The 17,592-nt window shown below is 67.3% G+C and carries 9 protein-coding genes; 1 reads left to right on the plus strand and 8 read right to left on the minus strand.

All coding sequences use genetic code 11. The features are described 5' to 3' along the window. Nucleotide 1 precedes the first annotated feature (1 nt). A complete protein-coding gene (locus FA702_RS05565; protein WP_136955345.1) occupies nt 2-940 on the minus strand; it encodes a D-2-hydroxyacid dehydrogenase in 939 nt (312 codons plus the stop codon). Between the two features lie 57 nt (nt 941-997). Between FA702_RS05565 and FA702_RS05570 the strand changes: the two genes are divergently transcribed. Next, the gene (locus tag FA702_RS05570) at nt 998-1,708 is read left to right on the plus strand and encodes a TonB-dependent receptor (protein WP_210417591.1); all 711 of its coding nucleotides are present in this window, start codon (nt 998-1,000) and stop codon (nt 1,706-1,708) included. A 6-nt stretch (nt 1,709-1,714) separates the two neighbouring features. Here FA702_RS05570 and FA702_RS05575 read toward each other — a convergent pair whose 3' ends face one another. From FA702_RS05575 to FA702_RS05605, 7 genes are all read right to left on the minus strand, one after another. Next, on the minus strand, nt 1,715-2,176 hold the full coding sequence (locus FA702_RS05575) for an RES family NAD+ phosphorylase (protein ID WP_136955346.1): 462 nt from the start codon (nt 2,174-2,176) through the stop codon (nt 1,715-1,717). Continuing rightward, nucleotides 2,176-3,645 carry a cysteine--tRNA ligase gene (gene cysS / locus FA702_RS05580; protein ID WP_136955347.1) on the minus strand — a complete coding sequence of 490 codons (1,470 nt, stop codon included), beginning with the start codon at nt 3,643-3,645 and terminating at the stop codon, nt 2,176-2,178. The genes FA702_RS05575 and cysS overlap by 1 nt, the downstream gene beginning before the upstream one ends. Before the next feature lie 61 nt (nt 3,646-3,706). Beyond that, nucleotides 3,707-11,971 carry a hypothetical protein gene (locus FA702_RS05585; RefSeq protein WP_136955348.1) on the minus strand — a complete coding sequence of 2,755 codons (8,265 nt, stop codon included), beginning with the start codon at nt 11,969-11,971 and terminating at the stop codon, nt 3,707-3,709. A gap of 35 nt (nt 11,972-12,006) precedes the next feature. Next, a complete protein-coding gene (locus FA702_RS05590; RefSeq protein WP_136955349.1) occupies nt 12,007-13,866 on the minus strand; it encodes a ShlB/FhaC/HecB family hemolysin secretion/activation protein in 1,860 nt (619 codons plus the stop codon). Nucleotides 13,867-13,982: 116 nt separating this feature from the next. Then, complete coding sequence (locus tag FA702_RS05595) at nt 13,983-14,777, minus strand: hypothetical protein (protein WP_136955350.1); 795 nt, start codon at nt 14,775-14,777, stop codon at nt 13,983-13,985. 14 nt (nt 14,778-14,791) lie between these two features. Then, nucleotides 14,792-15,553, minus strand: a complete 762-nt coding sequence (locus tag FA702_RS05600; RefSeq protein ID WP_136955351.1) for a hypothetical protein — start codon at nt 15,551-15,553, stop codon at nt 14,792-14,794. After that, complete coding sequence (locus FA702_RS05605) at nt 15,546-17,567, minus strand: adenylate/guanylate cyclase domain-containing protein (protein ID WP_136957279.1); 2,022 nt, start codon at nt 17,565-17,567, stop codon at nt 15,546-15,548. The genes FA702_RS05600 and FA702_RS05605 overlap by 8 nt, the downstream gene beginning before the upstream one ends. Between the last annotated feature and the right edge of the window lie 25 nt (nt 17,568-17,592).

Raw genomic sequence — 17,592 nt, forward strand, 5'->3', positions numbered from 1 at the left:
CTTAATAGCCCAGCGCCAGATCGACCACATGCGTCAGCGGCTCGCCGGCGAGGAAGCGCGGCATGTTGGCCAGGAAGCGCTGCACCGAACGCTGGAACATCCGGTCCTGCGCGCGGCCCGAAAGGTGCATGGTGACATGCGCGTTGGGCAGCGACCACAGCGGATGGTCCTGTGGCAGCGGCTCGGGCGTGGTCACGTCGAGGAACGCCGCGCCAATGCGCTTTTCGGCGAGCGCGTCAACCAGCGCGGGCTGATCGACCACCGACCCGCGCGCCACGTTGACCAGCGTTGCGCTCGGCTTCATCGTCGCCAGCTCGGCCGCGCCGATCATGCCGTCGGTTTCCCCGGTGGCGGGAACGGCCAGGATCACCCAGTCGAATTCGCCCAGCCGCGCGCGCCAGGCATCGGGAGTCAGCACGCCTTCGCCCGGCGTGCGCCGCACCACCGTTACCTCCACATCGAAAGCGCGCAGCAGGTGCGCCACCTTCTGCCCGATCGCGCCATAGCCCAGCAGCAGCGCGCGGCTGCCGGCCAGTTCCATCTTGCCCGGCGAATCCATCAGCCACTCGTGCCGGTCCTGCGCGCGCACCACCTCGCGATAGCCCTTGGCGATCGAAAGCATTCCCATGACCACGTATTCGGCGATGGTGATCGCGTTGATCCCGGCCCCGTTAGTGAACGTCACGCCGCGTTGCGCCATGACGTCAAGCGGGAAACCATCGACGCCGGCATAGATCGAATTGAGCCAGCGCAGCTTGCCCGCGCGCCGGATCGCCTCGGCCATGTCGCCCTTGTCGTGGAGATCGAACCAGCCGATCTCCGCCTCGGGCGCCAGGTCCATCAGTTCGTCCGTGTGGCGGAAATAGCGCGGCTCGATGCCGGCGGGCAGATGCCCTTCCACAAGCGGCGCCGCGAGGGCGTTCATCACGAGCACGGTCATTGACGCGGTTCTCTCCCCGGTGTTGTCTGACGAGAGCGTAACGCGGAGAGTTCGTCAATGAAACTGATTACAGGGTTGGTCGCGTTGGCAGCGGTGCTCGTTCCGGCGGTCGCATACGCGCAGGACGAAGGAGCGGCCGAAGTGATCGTCTCCGCCATGCGCCGGGACGCGGACGATTACTCGGCGGACATGCCTGCCGTCGGGCTGCGCCGGACAGCCGACTTCGCCATTCAGGAAGTCACCATCGCCGGCGATACGCGCGATGCCGGCCAGCGCGCGGACGAAATTTACGCCATGCTTGCCAACGCCATCACGGGGGCGTCCAAGGCCGGCGTTCAACTCGCTTTTGGAGAGCGGGTAGTGCAGGCGGTCACGTTGAAGAACTATCGGGACCTTTCACTCGAACGCGACAGCCGCCCAGACAGCCAGCGGCTCAAGTTCCTGGTGAAATCGCCACTGGCCGCTGGCACCGATGCGGCGAGCGCTCAAGCGCGCATCAACGCGTTCATCAAGGCCGTGAAGCCTGTCGGACGGGCGCTGATGGAAGCGAACGGCGACCTGACTCTTTCTGTCGTCGCCCCGGACCAGTATCGGGGCGCTATCGCCGATGCGATCGCCGCGGACGCCCGAACCCTGTCCGCGCGTTTCGGACCCGACTACGCCGTCGAGGTCGAAGGGCTCAACCGACCGGTGGAATGGGCGCGCGCCGGCCTTTCGGAAGTATTGCTCTACATCCCCTACAAGCTCGTCATCGTTCCCAAACGATAAGATGCGTCACAACGCACCGCGATAACGTTCACGCATCGGCGGCACGTGAAGGCACTGCGTGAAGCTGAAGGGCCGCGTTGTCAGCGGCGATACCCGATGCGCCGCAGGATGCAGCGGGTTGAGCATGACCACGTCCGCTTCGGGCAGCACGCGCGAACGGATCGCGGCGAGGAGCGAGCGGCGATCGGCCAGCCAGGCCGTGACGAATGCGCGCGCCTGCTCCTCATCAGCGTCGTCGGGCACGCGTTCGGGCGTGGCAGCGACATCGGTCCAGCCCAGCACGTAGTCCTCCGCCGCGCTGGCGGGTCCATCGGGCAAGTAACGCAGGCCGACCAGCACGGCGAGGCCCGCTTCGGACGCGAAGTTCACCACCGGAACGCCCGGCGGGGAATAGCGGCCGCCATGGCGCAGCGTGCCCGCCCCATCCAGCGCGACATGCGCGGAACGGGTCAGCCGCCACAACCGCATCAGCCGAGCTTCCACTCCCAGCCCAGCGGATCGCCGTCCATCACCTCCACGCCCCGCGCCGCCAGTTCGTCGCGCAGCGCGTCGGACTTCGCGAAGTCCTTGTCGGCGCGGGCGGCCTTGCGCGCGGCAAGCACGGCCTCGATCTCGGCCTCGGCAATCTCCGCGTCCTTCGGCCGCAGGCGCAGGGCGGCGCGGTCGAGCGTGAGCAGGTCCAGCCCGAGTACCGCGTCCATCGCGGCGATCGCAGCCAGCTTTTCCGCCGGATCGACCTTCTTCAGCGCGATCAGTTCATCCAGCACGGTCAGCGCGATCGGCGTGTTGAGATCATCGGACACCGCGGCATCGAAGCGTTCGAGCAACGGCGCGAACTTCGGCCCCGGCGCCGCGGCCGGACCACCGGGCGCGCGCTCCTTCAGTTGCCCCACCGCCATCAGCAGCCGCTTGAGCCGGGTGAGCGCAGCCGCCAGCCCCTCCCACGAGAACTCCAGTTCGCTGCGATAGTGCGCCTGCAGGCACAGCATCCGGTAGGCGAGCGGATGGTAGCCCCGGTCGATCAGCAGTTGCAGCCGCAGGAACTCGCCCGACGACTTCGACATCTTGCCGGACCGTTCGACCAGGAAGTTGTTGTGCATCCACACCTTCGCGCCGGAATTGGCCGGAACGTCGAGCCCGTTGGTGCAGCAGAACGCCTGATTCTGCGCGATCTCGTTCGGGTGGTGGATTTCGCGGTGATCGATGCCGCCGGTGTGGATGTCGAACGGGAAGCCCAGCAGCTTGCCCGACATCACCGAGCATTCGAGATGCCAGCCCGGCGCGCCACGCCCCCACGGCGAATCCCATTCCATCTGGCGCTTTTCGCCCGGCGGCGTCTTGCGCCAGATGGCGAAATCGGCCTGGTGGCGCTTGCCGTCGACCTGTTCGATGCGGCCTTCGCCCTCTTCGGTGGCGGCGCGGGCCAACCGGCCATAGTCCGCCACAGTCGAAACGTCGAAATACAGGCCGCTCGGCAGTTCGTAGCAATGCCTGTCCGCGATGCCTTCGGCGAACTCGATCATCTGCGGGACGTAGTCCGTGGCGATCGACCAGTGCGCCGGCTGGCGGATGTTGAGCGCGCGAATGTCGGCCCAGTAGGCTTCGGTATAATGCTTCGCGATGTCCCAGATGGATTGGGCGCTAGCGCGCGCCATCTTCTCCATCTTGTCCTCGCCCGCATCCGCATCGTCGGTCAGGTGACCGACATCGGTGATGTTGATGACGTGGGTGAGCCGGTAGCCTTTGTGGCTCAGCACCCGTCCCAGCACGTCGGCGAAGACATAGGCGCGCATGTTGCCGATGTGCGGGTAGTTATAGACCGTCGGCCCGCACGAATAGACCCGCGCCTCGCCGGGGTGGACCGGCTGGAATGGCTCAAGGCTGCGCGTCAGGCTGTTGAACAGCGTGAGCGGGGCGGATGGCGGGGGGACTTGCATGGGCCATGCCCTTGCCCCGCCCCCCGCCATCCGGTCAAGCACCTCTGTTCAGAGCGATCCCTCAGGGCCGCGCGCAGTTTCCGCCGTCTTCGCGGCACTGGCCGTCGCCCAGCAGGTCATCGTTGCCCGTGCCGGTCACCGGTTCATCGATCAGCGGCGCGAAGCCCGGAGGCGTGATCTCGTTGATCTGCACCAGCGGGCTCTGCGTGAAGCTGTCGGCCGTGGGCACGGTGTTGGTGCCCGGAGGCGGATCGAGATAGGTGACGATCACGTTGCGCACGTCGCCATCATCGACCTGCTTCGGCGTGCTGTCGCACGATCCCGGATTGGCCAGCAGGCACCCGTTCACGGTGGAGCCGGTCGCGAAGGCGCCGTTCACGGAAATCCGCGGAATGGCGGCAAGGCCGGTCTGCCCGCCGACGATGCCGTTGATCGCGATCTGCGTGGGCGCCTGCGTCCCGCCCGCGCGGATGGTCAGCGTATCGACCACCAGCCCGCGCCGGTCGTCATAGGCAGTGCCGTTCGCCGTGTTCTGGACCAGGAACCGCTGGCCCACGCCAACATCCAGCGCGCCCGCCTCGATCACGGTGCGGCCGGCGGTGACGCCATCGTTGGCGCCCAGCCGCTTGCTGATCGCGCCGAGATCGGTGAGATCGGCAATGGCCGTGCGCGCCGCGCCCGTTACCGCGACAAGGCTTGCACCCGAGACGGACAACGTGCCGCCCCGGCCCTGCCCTTCGAGCAGGCGGATCGAACCGGTCGCGGCATCGATGAACGTGCCACCGCTGGCGTCGATCGCCAGCGTATTGCCGGCCATGCCGTTCATCGTCACGGCGCCGCCGAACGAGGCCGTGCCCGCCGTGATCAGCCGCAAGGTGCCGGTCGCGCCGATCTGGCCATCCACGGAGACGCCGCTGGGTGCAACGGTGCTGCCAGCGGTGCCGGTGAGCGTGCCCACCAGGAGCGATGGCCCGGCGTTGATCGTCAGATCGCCGCCGGAATGGATATTGCCGAACTCCGCGTTGGACAGGCGATAGCCGGTCTGGCCCGTCAGCCCGTCACCCAGCGACATGCCCGACTGGCCATTGTTGATCAGCGTGATCGCGGTGGTGCGCGCCGCCGTTCCGAGCGTCGCCTGCGACCCCAGATCGAGGTCGGCCGACCGGAACGTGATGGTCTGCCCCACCGCGCGCTGGCCGATCGAGATCAGCCCTTGCGCGGTCACGTCCAGCGCCGTGCCCGCATCGAGGATGCCGCCACTGATGTCGCCACCGACCAGGGTGATCGAACCGGTCGCCTGCATCGTGCCGAAGGTCAGCGAGATCGGGTCGATCAGGATGTTACCGCCGGACGTGGCGCTGCCGATCTTGGCCGTATTCACCACCGTCAGCGTCAGGTTGCCGCCGGCGGAAAGGCTGGTCACGTCAAGATCGTGGGCGGTGCCCGCCAGCGTGGTGCCCGCGCTGATGCTGTCTCCGACAAGACTGCCGGAGGCCGTCAGATTGACCGCGCCGGTGCCGGAAATCGTGCCGAGATCGAGAGCCGCGCCATTGAGCGTGATGTTGCGCACCCCGCTCGTCGCGCCAAGCTGCACGCTGCCGCTGGACAGCAGATCGACGTCTCCGCCCGCCAATTCGGCCGAACCGATCGCGATCGGACCGGTGGCGGTGATCGCCGCATCGCCCGCGACCGACAGCGTATCGAGCACGGTGAAGGCGCCCGGTGCCACGAAGCGGGTGCCCGGTGCCGCATGGTACCCGGTCAGCGTGCCGCTGGCGATGAGGCTGCCAGCGGTGATGTCGCCACCAAAGCCCAGCCCGATGTCGCCCGCCGTGGCCCGCACGATGCCGTTGCCCGAAAGATCGGTTGCGCCGGACAGGTTCAGCGATCCGGCCGTCAGGTTGGCTCCGGTGAGAACGATGCCCCCCGCGGTCGACTGCAGGTCTATCGTGTCGGCGATGTCGGCGGAGCCGCCGTCGAACGCCAGAGTACCGCTGGTGCGTATATCGAGCGTGCTGCCGTTCAGCGTACCTTCGCCCAGGAAGCCGAGAGGCGTGCCGCCTTCACCCAGGCCGATCGCGATGGCATTGGCGACGTTGACGTTGCCCAGGCAGATCGAGCCGGTTGCGCAAGCGCCCGGTTCCGGCGCGCTGGCGGGCGCGGACGGGGAAAGCACGTCGGCCGAGAAGTTGCCACCGAAGAAGGACGCGCCGCGCGCATCGATCGTCTGCCCTTCCAGACGGATATCCCCGCTTCCGGCATCGACGGAAGTGCCGGCGCCGATGAACAGCGTCGTGGCGGGAACCGATGGCGGGTCGGTTGGCGGCGGGAAATTGGTGCCCGCCGAAAGCGTGATGCCCGAAAGGCCGCTGAGCGGCGCGCGAAGCGTGCCGCCCGCCTGGCGCTTCTGCTCGGACGTGCCGGTGTTCGCCAGCAGGCTGTTGTTCTCGGCGATCCGGATATCCGCGCCGCTGCCCATGTAGATGGTCGAGCCGGCGGACACGCTGTTGCCGGCCGGCATGCGGATGTCCCGCCCGGCGCGGATGTCGACCAAATCGGACGCTTCGATCACGCCGCCGCCGTCATCCTCACCAAGGATCACGTCGGCCGGGTTGGGATTGCCGAAGGGCGTGCCGGCATTGGCGATAACCGTCCGCCCGCTGGCATTGCGCAGGGTTATCGCGCCGATAGAACGCAACAGGATTTCGCCATCGCCGAAATAGCCGCTGTGCGCGCCGCCATCGATAAAGCCATTGGCATAAATGTCGATATTGCCCCCAGCCTGCACCGTGGCCGTGTCCGACAGATAGAAGCCATAGCCGTTGTGCATGATATCGCTATCGGCCCGCACCACGGCGCAGGATTGATCCGCGCAATCAACCGAGTAGATCGACGTGACACCATAGAAGTTGATGAGGCTGACGCTGCTGGCGTGGATGTAGCCACCACCACCGCCCGTGATGTCCAGACCATAGCCAGCGTTGACGATCAGACTGCCGCCGATGTCCACCAAGCCATCCGACAACGCTTGCAGGGTGACCGGACCAGCGCCGATGATCTGCAGGTCTTGCGCAACGCCAAGCCTGCCCCCATCCGTCAGGATCGAGACTTGCGGGTAATAGTTTGTCCCGAAGCCATCCGCGTTCACAGTCAGCGAATCGAATGTCATGGTGCCAGCTTCGGTGCCGCCATGGTTTTCGATGGAAACGCCGCCAGCGCTGTAGTTGTACTGAAACGTCGAGTTGTACTGCACAAGCGCGCTTGTGACATCGATCGTCGTGCTGCCGGCGGAGAACGTGCTGAAATTGCCTTGGCTGTCTTGCCCGGCGGCAATGTGGATATGCCCCCCCGCCGGCGCGACGTTGCTGGAACCCGCGTTATTGCCGCTGGCTCCCGGCGGTATCGGCTGCGCCGGTGCCGGAGGATTGGATCCCGGTCCGCCCGCTCCGCCAAACCCGCCGAAGCCCAGCCACCGCGTGGTGCCTGTCAGATCGAAGCTCACATCTCCGAAATCGAGAGTCGTGCCGGCGATGGTGATATCTACATTGCCGCCGACCCCGGCATAGCCGGTTCCTCCCTCGCCGCCATTACCGCCACGGCCGCCGACCGCGCTGTTGTCCGCTCCGTTGCCGCCGTTGCCACCGCCGGAGCCGAAGCCGGTCGCGATGAAATCGGTCTGGCCATACAATCCCAGGTGCAGCGTGCCGCCCGAATCCCCGTTGATGGAGATCGAGCCGCCATACGCTTCGCCACCGTTTCCACCACGGCCGCCGGCCCCGCCGGACCCATTGATCCCGGACGTGCCGGCGCTGCCGATGCCGGAGATCGCGTTGGCCTGGAAGGTGGCGCGCGTTTCCTCCGCGAAGTCGATCGTGCCGCTGTCGGCGGCCCCGATCAGGATCGAGCCGCCCATCGCAAATCCGCCGTTCGCGCCCCTGACGCCCGCCCCCGTGGTCAGATCGTTGCCTTGGGACGAACCACCATCGCCAGCCTCGCCGTCGGCCGTCAGAACGATGCGGTCCGAACGGATCAGCGAACCCTCACCGGATGCCTGGATCGAGATCGTGCCGCCCGTGGCGTCACCACCAGCACCGCCAATCGACGCGCCACGGCCGAAGTTGTTGTCGATAAACAGCGCGCCGCCGCCGCTGCCGCCAAAGCCGGACGATTCGAAATCCGCGACGTTGAGGTTTATACGCCCGCCGGCGGACGCGCTGATTTCCAGCGAACCGCCTGTCGCATCCCCGCCGTCGCCACCGTCGCCGACCGAATCCGCGTTGAAAACGGCACTGTTGCCGCCATTGCCACCCTGACCGCCATAAGCGTTGGACAACAGCGCGTAGCTGCCTTCGCCCGACGTTAGCGTCAGGCTGGAAAGCCCGCCGGTCTGGATCGAGATCGTGCCGCCGGCGGCCGCGCCGCCCGCACCGCCCTTGCCGGCGATGATGGTCGTGGCAGTGGCATCACCGTTGCCGCCCCGGCCGCCGTTGCCGGCCGAGGCCTGCACATCGGCCACTAGGTTCCCAACAGAGGTCGACGCATCATCGACGTTGACCACCAGTTCGGCTCGGCCACCGGTCGCATCGCCGCCAGCGCCGCCGTCGTACCCTTTGCCGCTGTTGCCGGCATCGCCACCGAATCCGGTCGCGGACAGGCGCGGATTGCGCAGCGTGGCCGTGCCGCCGGTTATCTCGATGCGCGCCGTGCCGCCCGTGCCGGCGCCGCCGGCACCCCCGATCAGCCCGCTTGCCCCGCTTTCGCCATAGCCATCTGCGTTGACCTCGATGCTCTGGGCCGTGCCGCTTTCAGTGGTGCCGGTGAAATCACTTGCGATAGTGAAAATCGCCGTGCCGCCAACCGCATCGCCGCCACGGCCGCCCCCGCCGGGAATGCTGCTGGAGCCACCCGAGCCGCCCGAACCGTAGTAATAGGACGAGTAAGCACCTGGAGCGCCCCCGCGCGCCGAACTGTCGAGCAGGGTGCGCGTGGCATCGAACCGGCCAGACGTGATGGTCAGCTGGACCGTGCCGCCCTGCGCCGCACCGCCATCGCCGGTGAACAGATCGGCGTTCGCGGACGAACCGCCGCTGCCGTATTGATAGATGTTCCCGCCCTGGCCGCCCTGGCCGGCGGCGGAAAGGGTGACTTCCAGGTTCGTCGGGCTGGCGGGATCGTCCGGCAGGTCGATCAGGTCGCCGCCGTTGACCAACAGCGACGCCGTGCCGCCCGTGCCGGTGCCGCCGGTGCCGCCCTTGCCGGGCGCGGTATCCACCGTGCCGCCCTGGCCGTAGCTTTCATAGGAATAGCCGTTGTAGAAATCGGTATTGCCTTCGGCCCGCAGCACGACCGCATTGCTGGCGAGCGAGCCGCCATTGAGCGTCAGGCTGGCGTTCCCGCCCATGCCCGCACCGCCATTGCCCGCGTCAAGGTCAGAGGACGAATCCTGGTACGAACCCGCCCCACCGCGTCCGCTGGCCTCGATCGTGAGGCTGGCAATGCTGGACGTGCCGCCATTGACGGTGAGCGAAGCGGTGCCGCCGGTGCCCGCCCCGCCGTCGACCGGGGTGGTGAAACCATAACTGTTGCCCTGCCCGCCGAAGCCGTTGGCCGAGATGTTCAGCGTGTCGATCGTGGCGGTGCCATCGTTGATCGTGAATTCGGTCGTGCCGCCGACACCCTCGCCCCCGTGCGGATTGGCAGACGAAGGCGAAGCCGCGAATGCCGAGACCGTTCCGCCCGACAAGGCCGCGAAACCGAGATTGCGCACGGCGGTGCCGAGGCTGTCGAGCGAGACCGATGCCGCCGTCAACGAAGCGTTGAAGCCATCGAGCGAGAGCGACACATGGCCACCGGTGCCCAGGCCCGACCGCGCACCTCCGCCATAGTTGTACCCCGCATAGCCGGACGACGCGAGCGAGAGGGAATCCGTCGAAAGCGAGGAATCCTCGATCCGCAAGGTGACGTCGCCCGCGGTGCCGTTGCCGGCGCCGTCCAAATCTTCCGAGCCGGTTGCTTCGGAGGATGCGCTCAGCGTGCTCGATAGAGCGATGGCGCTGCCACCGCTGGCCGTGATGGAGATATTGCCCGAAACGGCATCGGTGGCGTTGCTCGTCCCGCTCGCGCGGGCACTGGCCGAAAAGTACGACGAATCGATCGTGCTCGCGCCGCTGACGTCCACCACGATGTCACCGGTGCGCGACGCGCCCGCGAACGGGGCCGTGCTGTATGTCTCGAACGAGATACCCTGCGGCGTGTCCAGCGTGGAACCGTTGGTCAGCGAGAGGCGCAGCGTGTTCGGGCCGATGGGCTGGCCGGTCTGCGGGTTGATGGCTTCCGCAGTCGCCGATGTGGAACTGTACAGCGACAGGCCATAGTTCGAAGCATCATCAAATGTCAGATGCGCCGCATCCAGCGCGAGCGAGACATCGCCGAGGGCAGCGGATTTGCTGGCCGAGGCATCGTTGGACAGGCTGAGGCCGCCCAGGCTGAAGTTGCCGTTGGCGAAGCTGGCGGAAACGCTTCCGGTACGGGCATCGTAGAGGACGTTGTCGCTTCCCAGCGCGGTGCTGGAGCCGGCTTCAAGGAACGTGGCGCCGGCCGCGAAGAGGCCATCCGCCACGTTCAGCGAAACATTCCCCGCGCTCGAACCCGCGCCCGCGACCGGAAGCGTATAGATGTAATAGCTGTAAGGGCTGTCAGGCCTGCCCAGCGCCTGCAAGCGCAGCCACTGCCGATCGCCATCCGGACCGATCTCCACACTGGAATTCACACCGCTCTGCGTGAAACTGATGGTCCCGGCGTCGGAACGGCCGAAGTTCAACGCTCCCGCGCCGCCATAGGCGTTGGCGGCGAAAATCGCCTGGCCGGTCACGGCAAGCTGGCCGTTGGCGATCGTGGTGGTGATCGAACCGCCGCGGGCGTCTTTGCCGGTGCTGCCCGCCAGAAATTGCTGCGGATTCTGGGGATCGAATTCGATCCCCCCCTTGCCCGAAACGTCCACGGTAAGGTCGCCACCAACCGCCAGGCGACCCGCGCCCGTGACGGTAATGGTCGCCGCGCCGCCGACAGGACCGGTGGTAGCGTCGATCTCCAGCGTGCCGCCGGTGCTGATTTGGTGGCCTGCCGCGGCCGAAAGCCCGACCGCGTTCTGCGCGCGCAACGTGACGGTCTGGGCAGACTGGAAGTTCGTGGACGATGCCGTCGCGTCGACATCGATGCGGTCGCTCGCCGTGGCGATAACCTGGTTGGACGCGGTCAGCCCGGACACGGAAATCCGCCCGCCCGCAGCCGCCGGCGTTGCGGGGAAGTTCACGTTCCCGCCCGACACGTTGTAACCGGCGGACAGCGTGATCGCGCCGTCGATTTCGCTGTTGGCGGCAACGGCGGGCGCATAGCCCAGCGAGCCCGAGACCAGCATGGTGGTCACGTCGTTCTTGGGCACGGTGACCAGATAGATCCCGTGGTAGGGATCGCTGGGGGTGGCGGCGGCGCCGGTGGTGGTGCCGGTATGGACCACACCGTTGGCATCGGTGGTGCCGGTATCGACCGTGATGTTGAACAGGCCGTTGTTCACCGTCAGCGTCGCGGCTTCGGCCCCAACATAGGCGACCGAGCCGTTGGCGCTGACCGTGCCGCCCTGCACCACGCGCGGGGCGACCAGCGCCACATAGCTGCCCGGTGCCACCGTGGTGATCTGCGCGCCATTCTGCACCGTGATCGCAGCGCCGGCGTTCGACGCCTGCCCCAGCGTGATCGCCCCGTTCGCTCCGGTGAACTTCTGCCCATCGGGATTGCCGGCGTTGACCGTCACCGGGCTGGCCGTCAGCAGCAGGCTGCCGACGTTGAACGCACCAGAGGAGCCGACCACCCAGCCCGTCGGGTTATAGAACCAGATACGGCCGGCATCGCCGGAATTGACCGTGCCGTTGATCTGCAACGGCGATGCCCCCGCCGCGGACGAGGCCACGCGGTTGAGCACGGTATAGGCGCCGGAAACGCTGGTATCGGCGTTGAAGGTCAGCGTGTTCCCGGTGGGCAGGAACACCCCGCCCGCGTCGGTCGCCGTCCAGTCCACCAGCGCGTCGTGCGCGTTCACAGTGATCGTGTCGCTGCCTGGTGCGCGCACCGGCGCGTTGGCCCCGAATACGACCGTGGGTGCGCCATTGACGGCTTGCGCCCAGGCCGGTGCGGCCAGCGGAATGGCGTTGATGATCAGCGCAGCCGCGCCGGTCGATGCGCCGGTGAGCAGCTTCTGAAGAACCCGGCGCGTGCCGGCCTTGCGGGAAGCCGGAGCGTTGCGCTCCGTGTGGAGTGCCGATTGAACCATGGCCTTGCCTTCCGTTCGCATCTGGAACGCCCCCTTCACAGCCGCCACGGGGCGAGCTGGATCGAAAGATTGATCAGGAAGCGGACATCACCCTTGACCTTCTGCAGCACCGTATCGCGCAGCGGCACGGCCACCACGCCATCGACCCGCACCGCGTCGAACAGCGTGGCGCGCACGCCGGCGCCGGCCGAGAACAGCCGTTGAGGATCGGGCACCCCGGCCACCTTGTCGCGGTTCCAGATCCACGCCGCGTCGAAGAACGCATAGGGCTGGAACGCCGGCTTGCCGGGTTCCTTGGGGAATTGCGATCCGATGCGCAGTTCCGTGCGCACGCCGATGCCGCTGTCGCCGATGGCCGCACCCGGATCGTATCCGCGCCCGACGGTGTAGTTGCCGCCGGAGAACTGCTCGTAGGACAGCAGGTTGTCGAACGCATATTGCGCGCGCGGCGCCACGGCGATCGTGACATTGCGGACCGGGCGATAATCGAACTCGCCCGAAGCGCGGATCAACGAACCTTCGGGATCGCCACTGAACCGGCTGGGCGTGACCGCGCCGCAAGCCGCCAGCGACAGGCCCGCGCAGCTCTTCGTGGCGTCAAGGATCGACAGGCCGTGCCGCGCCTCGACCGACAGCCCCCAGTTCCAGTGCGGTTCATAGGGGGTGAAGCCATCGCGGCCGAGCAGGCTCTTGCGCGAAAGCCCGTTCAGGTCGAGCCGCACGAAGGCGACTCGCAGCCGGTCCTCGTTGAAGCGGATCGCGCCGAAATCGACCTGCTGGTTGATCAGATCCAGCCCGCCCGAAGCCGACAGGTTGAACGCCTGCCGCCGCACGAACGGATAGCGTGCCTCCAGCGAGGCGACGAGCGTGCGCGAATGGAACTGGCTGGCCCCCACGGTGGTGGGATTGGTCCAGGCATAGGTGAAATCCCCGCGCAGCGAGAAGCCTTCGCCGCCCAGCCGCATCTCGTGCCCGATCTGCAGCACTTTCTGTTCGCGGAACTCGGGCGTGGCGAAGAAGCTGACCGTGGTGGTATCGCCCAGCCCCGTCAGGCCGTTGAACTGCGCGCGCAGCAACCCGTTGAACCGGCCCACCGCCTTCGAACCGAAGTTCTGGACCGAGAAATCGGCATAGACCGGTGTGCGCCGGACCGAGACTTCGCCGATGACCTCGCCCGGTGCGCCGTCCACCGGGCGCAGCGCCAGGCGCACGTCCAGTCCCGGCACGTCCTTCGCCAGCAGCAGATAGCGTTCGGCCTGATAGGTGTTGAACACCGGTTCGGCGGTCAGCTTGTTGAGATAGCGCAGCAGCGCGCCTTCCGACGCCCCCGCATCGCCCTTGATCTGGATGCGCGAAAGATGCGCCAGCAGCACGTCCAGCCTGACGTTGCCATCGGTGATCTTCTGCGGCGGAACCTGCACCGCCGCCAGATAGCCGGCGCCGCGCAGCTTGGTGGCGGCGCGATCGCGGATGTCGCAGATGATCGAGACCGGCTGGTCGGTGCCGACATATTCGCGGTAGCTGTCGGACAGGTCCACGCCCGGCAGCTTGTCCATGCCCGCGAACGTCACGCTCGACAGCTTGAGGCGGATGCCGGCGAAATCGGGCGAGGACAGCGGGCACGGCGCGCGCTCCACCGCCGAGGTATCGACCGCGACCGGGCCGCTCTTGTTCAGCGTGCCTTCGGCTACGCCGCGCTCGATTTCCTCGCGCGTGGGAGGCTGCGCGCCTACCGGTGCGGGCGGCGGCGCCGACTGGGCCAGCGCCTGCCCGGCAGGAACCAGAAGCGCCGCTACCAGCGCGGCCGACAGGACTCTGCCCCCGACGGCGCGCCGGCGGAAAGCGGTGGAAACAGGCTCGCTCCCAAACGGGCGCGCTGCGACGTAATCGGGCATCCGATCCGTAACTCCATCAGGCGCGACCCTGTTATGATTATCGGTTGTCAAAGTGTGGCGTGATCCGGCCGTATGCCGCCCATGCCGTCGTTTTCAATGCAGGAGCAATCCCCTGCCTATCCTTGTGCCGCCCCGTCAAGCTGCTCCAGACTGGCGGCCAGCCAATCGAACTGCGCCTTGCACCCGTTGTCGAGCAGGAGCGTTCCCAGCGAGGCGGCGTCGGCCGGCACCGCTTCCGGGTCCAGCATCACCACTTCGAAGTCCACACCCTTGTTCGGATCGCCTTCTTCCGCAACCCGGTAACTGTGCCCGTCAAGCAATTCCACCTGCGCCCGCGGCCAGGCGACCCCCGCCGTCCGGCTCGGCAAAGCGACCCGGACGGTGCCACCGCCGGCGCTTTCCCCCAGCCACACGAACCGCCGCGCTTCGGACGCCTTGCGCCACAGATAGAGGTCGCTGCCACGCGGCAGGCACACCCGCCCGCCCTGATCGATATCGGCCAGCCAGATGCTGACCGGGATCGGTTCCGCCGCCTGGCTGCCATCGCCACCCTGCGCCGGCAATCCGCCCCGGACCGCGCCGGCGCGCACCGATACCGGGTTGCTGAGCGAGCGCGCCAGCAGCGCCGCGGAGCCGGCGTCGCGGCTGGCCAGCGTGTTCATCGCGAAACTGCCCGCACCGCGCAGCACGCGCGTTCCTGCGCGATCCAGCACGGTCACCACGTCGCCGGCGCGCAAGGTTACCGTCGCCCCAGCGGGCAGCCGCTTGCCCGGCGGATAGCTGACCGCGGAGGGACCGGTCGATCGCACCACGACCACCTGCGCCAGCGCCATGCCGGACACCGAAAGCCCCAACGCCAGCACAGTGGCCGCGATCGCGGACTTCAGCCTGCCTGTTTTCAGCCTGCCCATTGTACCAGCCCCCTTCATCCGCCTGCTGCCTGCGGCGCGGTGGAATTGGCGATCACGTCAAGCTGCGCGTTGCAGCCGTTATCCGCAAACACCGATGCCACGGCCATGTCCTCGGATGGGACACTCGACAGCAATTTCAGCCGGATCTTGACGGTCGGGCCGACCGGGTTGCTGAAGGTATAGCTCTGCCCGTCGACCACCGGCACCGATGCCATCGGCCACAGCTTGAGCGCGCTGCCGGCCTTCCAGGCGACATCGGCCATGGAGCCGTCGGCCGACAGCAGTTTGCCCATGCCCTCGCTCGCGCGATTGGGGCGCCACAGCACCAGCGCGGTCGGATCGGCGACGCAGAACATGCCGCCCTTGCTGACATCGACATACCACACGCTGTCGGGCGCATCCGCTTCCGCGGTCGATGTTGCCAGCGGCGCGCCGCGCACCGCCCCGGTCCGCACGCGGGCACCGGGGGTCCGCACGGTCAGGCTGGCAAGCGCGGTGCCCGCCGTCTCGTCGCGATTGATCGCGCCGTTGAGCGCAAAGGAGCCGGGACCGGACAGCACCCGCGTGCCGGCCTTGTCGAGCACCGTCAGCCGGTCGCCCGCGCGCAGCGTGACGCTGGCGTTGGCGGGCAGCTTGCGCCCTTGCGGGTATTCGGCGGCGGAAGGCCCGGTCGATCGCACGACGATCGCCTGGGCCAGGGCGGAGCCTCCCGAAAAGAGGCATCCTGCAGCCATCAGCCCCGCGACGACGGCCTTGCGCGTCTTCGTGTCAGCCAAGGACATAACTTTCTCCCTTATGCGTGTGCTGCAATCTCTGGAGGAGATTGAGCACTGCATCGTCTGAATGCGCGATTTCCAGCAGCTTGTCTGTGAGTCCAAGCACACGGTCGCTGTCTCCGGCGTCATGCGCCGCGATCAGATCGGCCACCGCCGCGCGGTCCGCCGCGGGCATGTCGGGCAGCGGTTCGAACACGTCGACCGGCGTGGCGCGTCCGCGCAGGGTGATCGTTCCCATCGGGCGGAACCAGTCCAGCCCCGACCGCTCCATCGCCGCGCGGCTGACCAGCACGGTGGTATCCAGCGGCTTGTTGGCGCCTTCCAGCCGCGCGGCGGTGTTCATCGCATCGCCCAGCGCGGTGTACTGGATGCGGCCTTCCCCGCCGAAGTTGCCGACGATCGCCTCGCCATAATGCAGCCCCACGCGGGTTCGGCCGATCCGGGGCACGCCTTCGGGCACGCTCCTGCGGAATTCCTCGCCGGCCAGATACATCGCGTAGGCCGCGCGGACGGCGCGTTCGCCATCGTCGGGATAGGCGATCGGCGCGCCCCAGAACGCCACCACGGCATCGCCGACGAACTTGTCCAGCGTGCCGCCGTATTGCAGGACCACCGCGCTCAACCGGTCGAGATAGTCGTTGAGCAACCGCGCGATCACTTCGGGTTCGACCGCGTGGGTCAGCTTGGTGAACCCTTCGAGATCGCTGAACAGGCAAAATATCTCGCGCTTTTCACCGTGCAGCGAAAGCCGTTCGGGATTGCGCATGATTTCCGAAGCGACCGAGCGCGGGAGGTACTTGCCAAGCGCCCCTTGCGCGAATTCGCGCTGCGCGGCGTTGATGGCGCGCAGCGCCGCGCTGATCGCGGTGTAGGCGATAAGCCAGCCGACCAGCCAGCCCATCGCGGGCATCCGCAGCGTATCCATCCCCGCCCGCTCGATCAAGAACGGGAGCGCCAGGAACAGGCCGAATTGCGCCACCACCGCCAGCGCGAGCAGCCAGGTGCGCGTGCGCACCGCCGCCGTGGCCGCGCCCAGGCCCACCGCCAGCAGCGCGGCCAGCACCTTGATCGCCATGGGAGGCGGCAACGGCAAAGCCTTGTCGAGCAGTTGCGCCAGCATGCTGGCATGGACTTCCACGCCGATCATGCGGGTTTCGCCAGTCACCGGGTTACCGGTGCGGGTAAAGGGCGTGTCGAACTGGTCGAAGTCCGAAAAATCGCCGCCGATCAGGACATAGCGTCCCTTGATGGCATCGGCGACGAGCGGCGCGGTTTCCGGATCGGCCAGCAGATCGATCGGGATCTTGTCGAACACCGGGCGGTCGCTCGCCGTCGGCGAACGGAAACGGATCGGCCCCATGTAGTTCGCGAAGCGCGGATCGGCATCGCCCGCCACACGCTGCGTCATCGCCACCGAAAGCAGCGGCGGCAGGCCGGGATACTGCATGGGCCACGCCCGCGCGACGCCATCGTTGTCGGTTTCCAGCAGGATGCTGGCCGGCTTCACGTTCGCCGTCTGCGCGGCCGCGATGAAGCGGCGCAGGTCCTGCTCCTGCTCATAGGTGATCGCGTCGCGATTGGTCCGGTTGTCGGCATAGGCCAGGAAGACCGGCGTCTTCATGCCTTTCAGCGTCGACTGGAGCAGCGGATCATCGTCCTGCGGCGAATCGAACAGGATGTCGATGCCCACGCCCTTCACCCCGATACGGTCGATCTGGGCGAGCGCCTTGGCCAGAATGGTGCGATCGACCGGCGATATCTGCCCCGTGGCGCGGTTGGTATCCGCGGTATAGACGACCATGGCGATGCGCTTGTCGGGATCGACGCGCGGCGCGAAGTTGGCCGCCCGGATATCGTAGAGCGCGCTTTCCGCATCGCGCAGCAGTGGAATCTGCCAACTGAACAACGCTGCGAACAGCGCCGTCGCCAACAACAGCACTGCCACGGCCACACGCTGGCGGCCAAGTTGCGCCATGGCTCGCCGCAGGCGGCGCCCCCAGTCAGACACGTCCATCAAGGCCGATTTCGCCTCCGGCATC

Origin of the sequence: Novosphingobium sp. EMRT-2 (assembly GCF_005145025.1) — a bacterium.
GTDB lineage: Bacteria > Pseudomonadota > Alphaproteobacteria > Sphingomonadales > Sphingomonadaceae > Novosphingobium.

What these genes read in the sequence shown, in the direction of transcription:
- FA702_RS05565 (WP_136955345.1), bottom strand. Translation starts at nt 940, where the DNA reads ATGACCGTGCTCGTGATGAACGCCCTCGCGGCGCCGCTTGTGGAAGGG.
- FA702_RS05570 (WP_210417591.1), top strand. Translation starts at nt 998, where the DNA reads ATGAAACTGATTACAGGGTTGGTCGCGTTGGCAGCGGTGCTCGTTCCG.
- FA702_RS05575 (WP_136955346.1), bottom strand. Translation starts at nt 2,176, where the DNA reads ATGCGGTTGTGGCGGCTGACCCGTTCCGCGCATGTCGCGCTGGATGGG.
- cysS (WP_136955347.1), bottom strand. Translation starts at nt 3,645, where the DNA reads ATGCAAGTCCCCCCGCCATCCGCCCCGCTCACGCTGTTCAACAGCCTG.
- FA702_RS05585 (WP_136955348.1), bottom strand. Translation starts at nt 11,971, where the DNA reads ATGGTTCAATCGGCACTCCACACGGAGCGCAACGCTCCGGCTTCCCGC.
- FA702_RS05590 (WP_136955349.1), bottom strand. Translation starts at nt 13,866, where the DNA reads ATGCCCGATTACGTCGCAGCGCGCCCGTTTGGGAGCGAGCCTGTTTCC.
- FA702_RS05595 (WP_136955350.1), bottom strand. Translation starts at nt 14,777, where the DNA reads ATGGGCAGGCTGAAAACAGGCAGGCTGAAGTCCGCGATCGCGGCCACT.
- FA702_RS05605 (WP_136957279.1), bottom strand. Translation starts at nt 17,567, where the DNA reads ATGGACGTGTCTGACTGGGGGCGCCGCCTGCGGCGAGCCATGGCGCAA.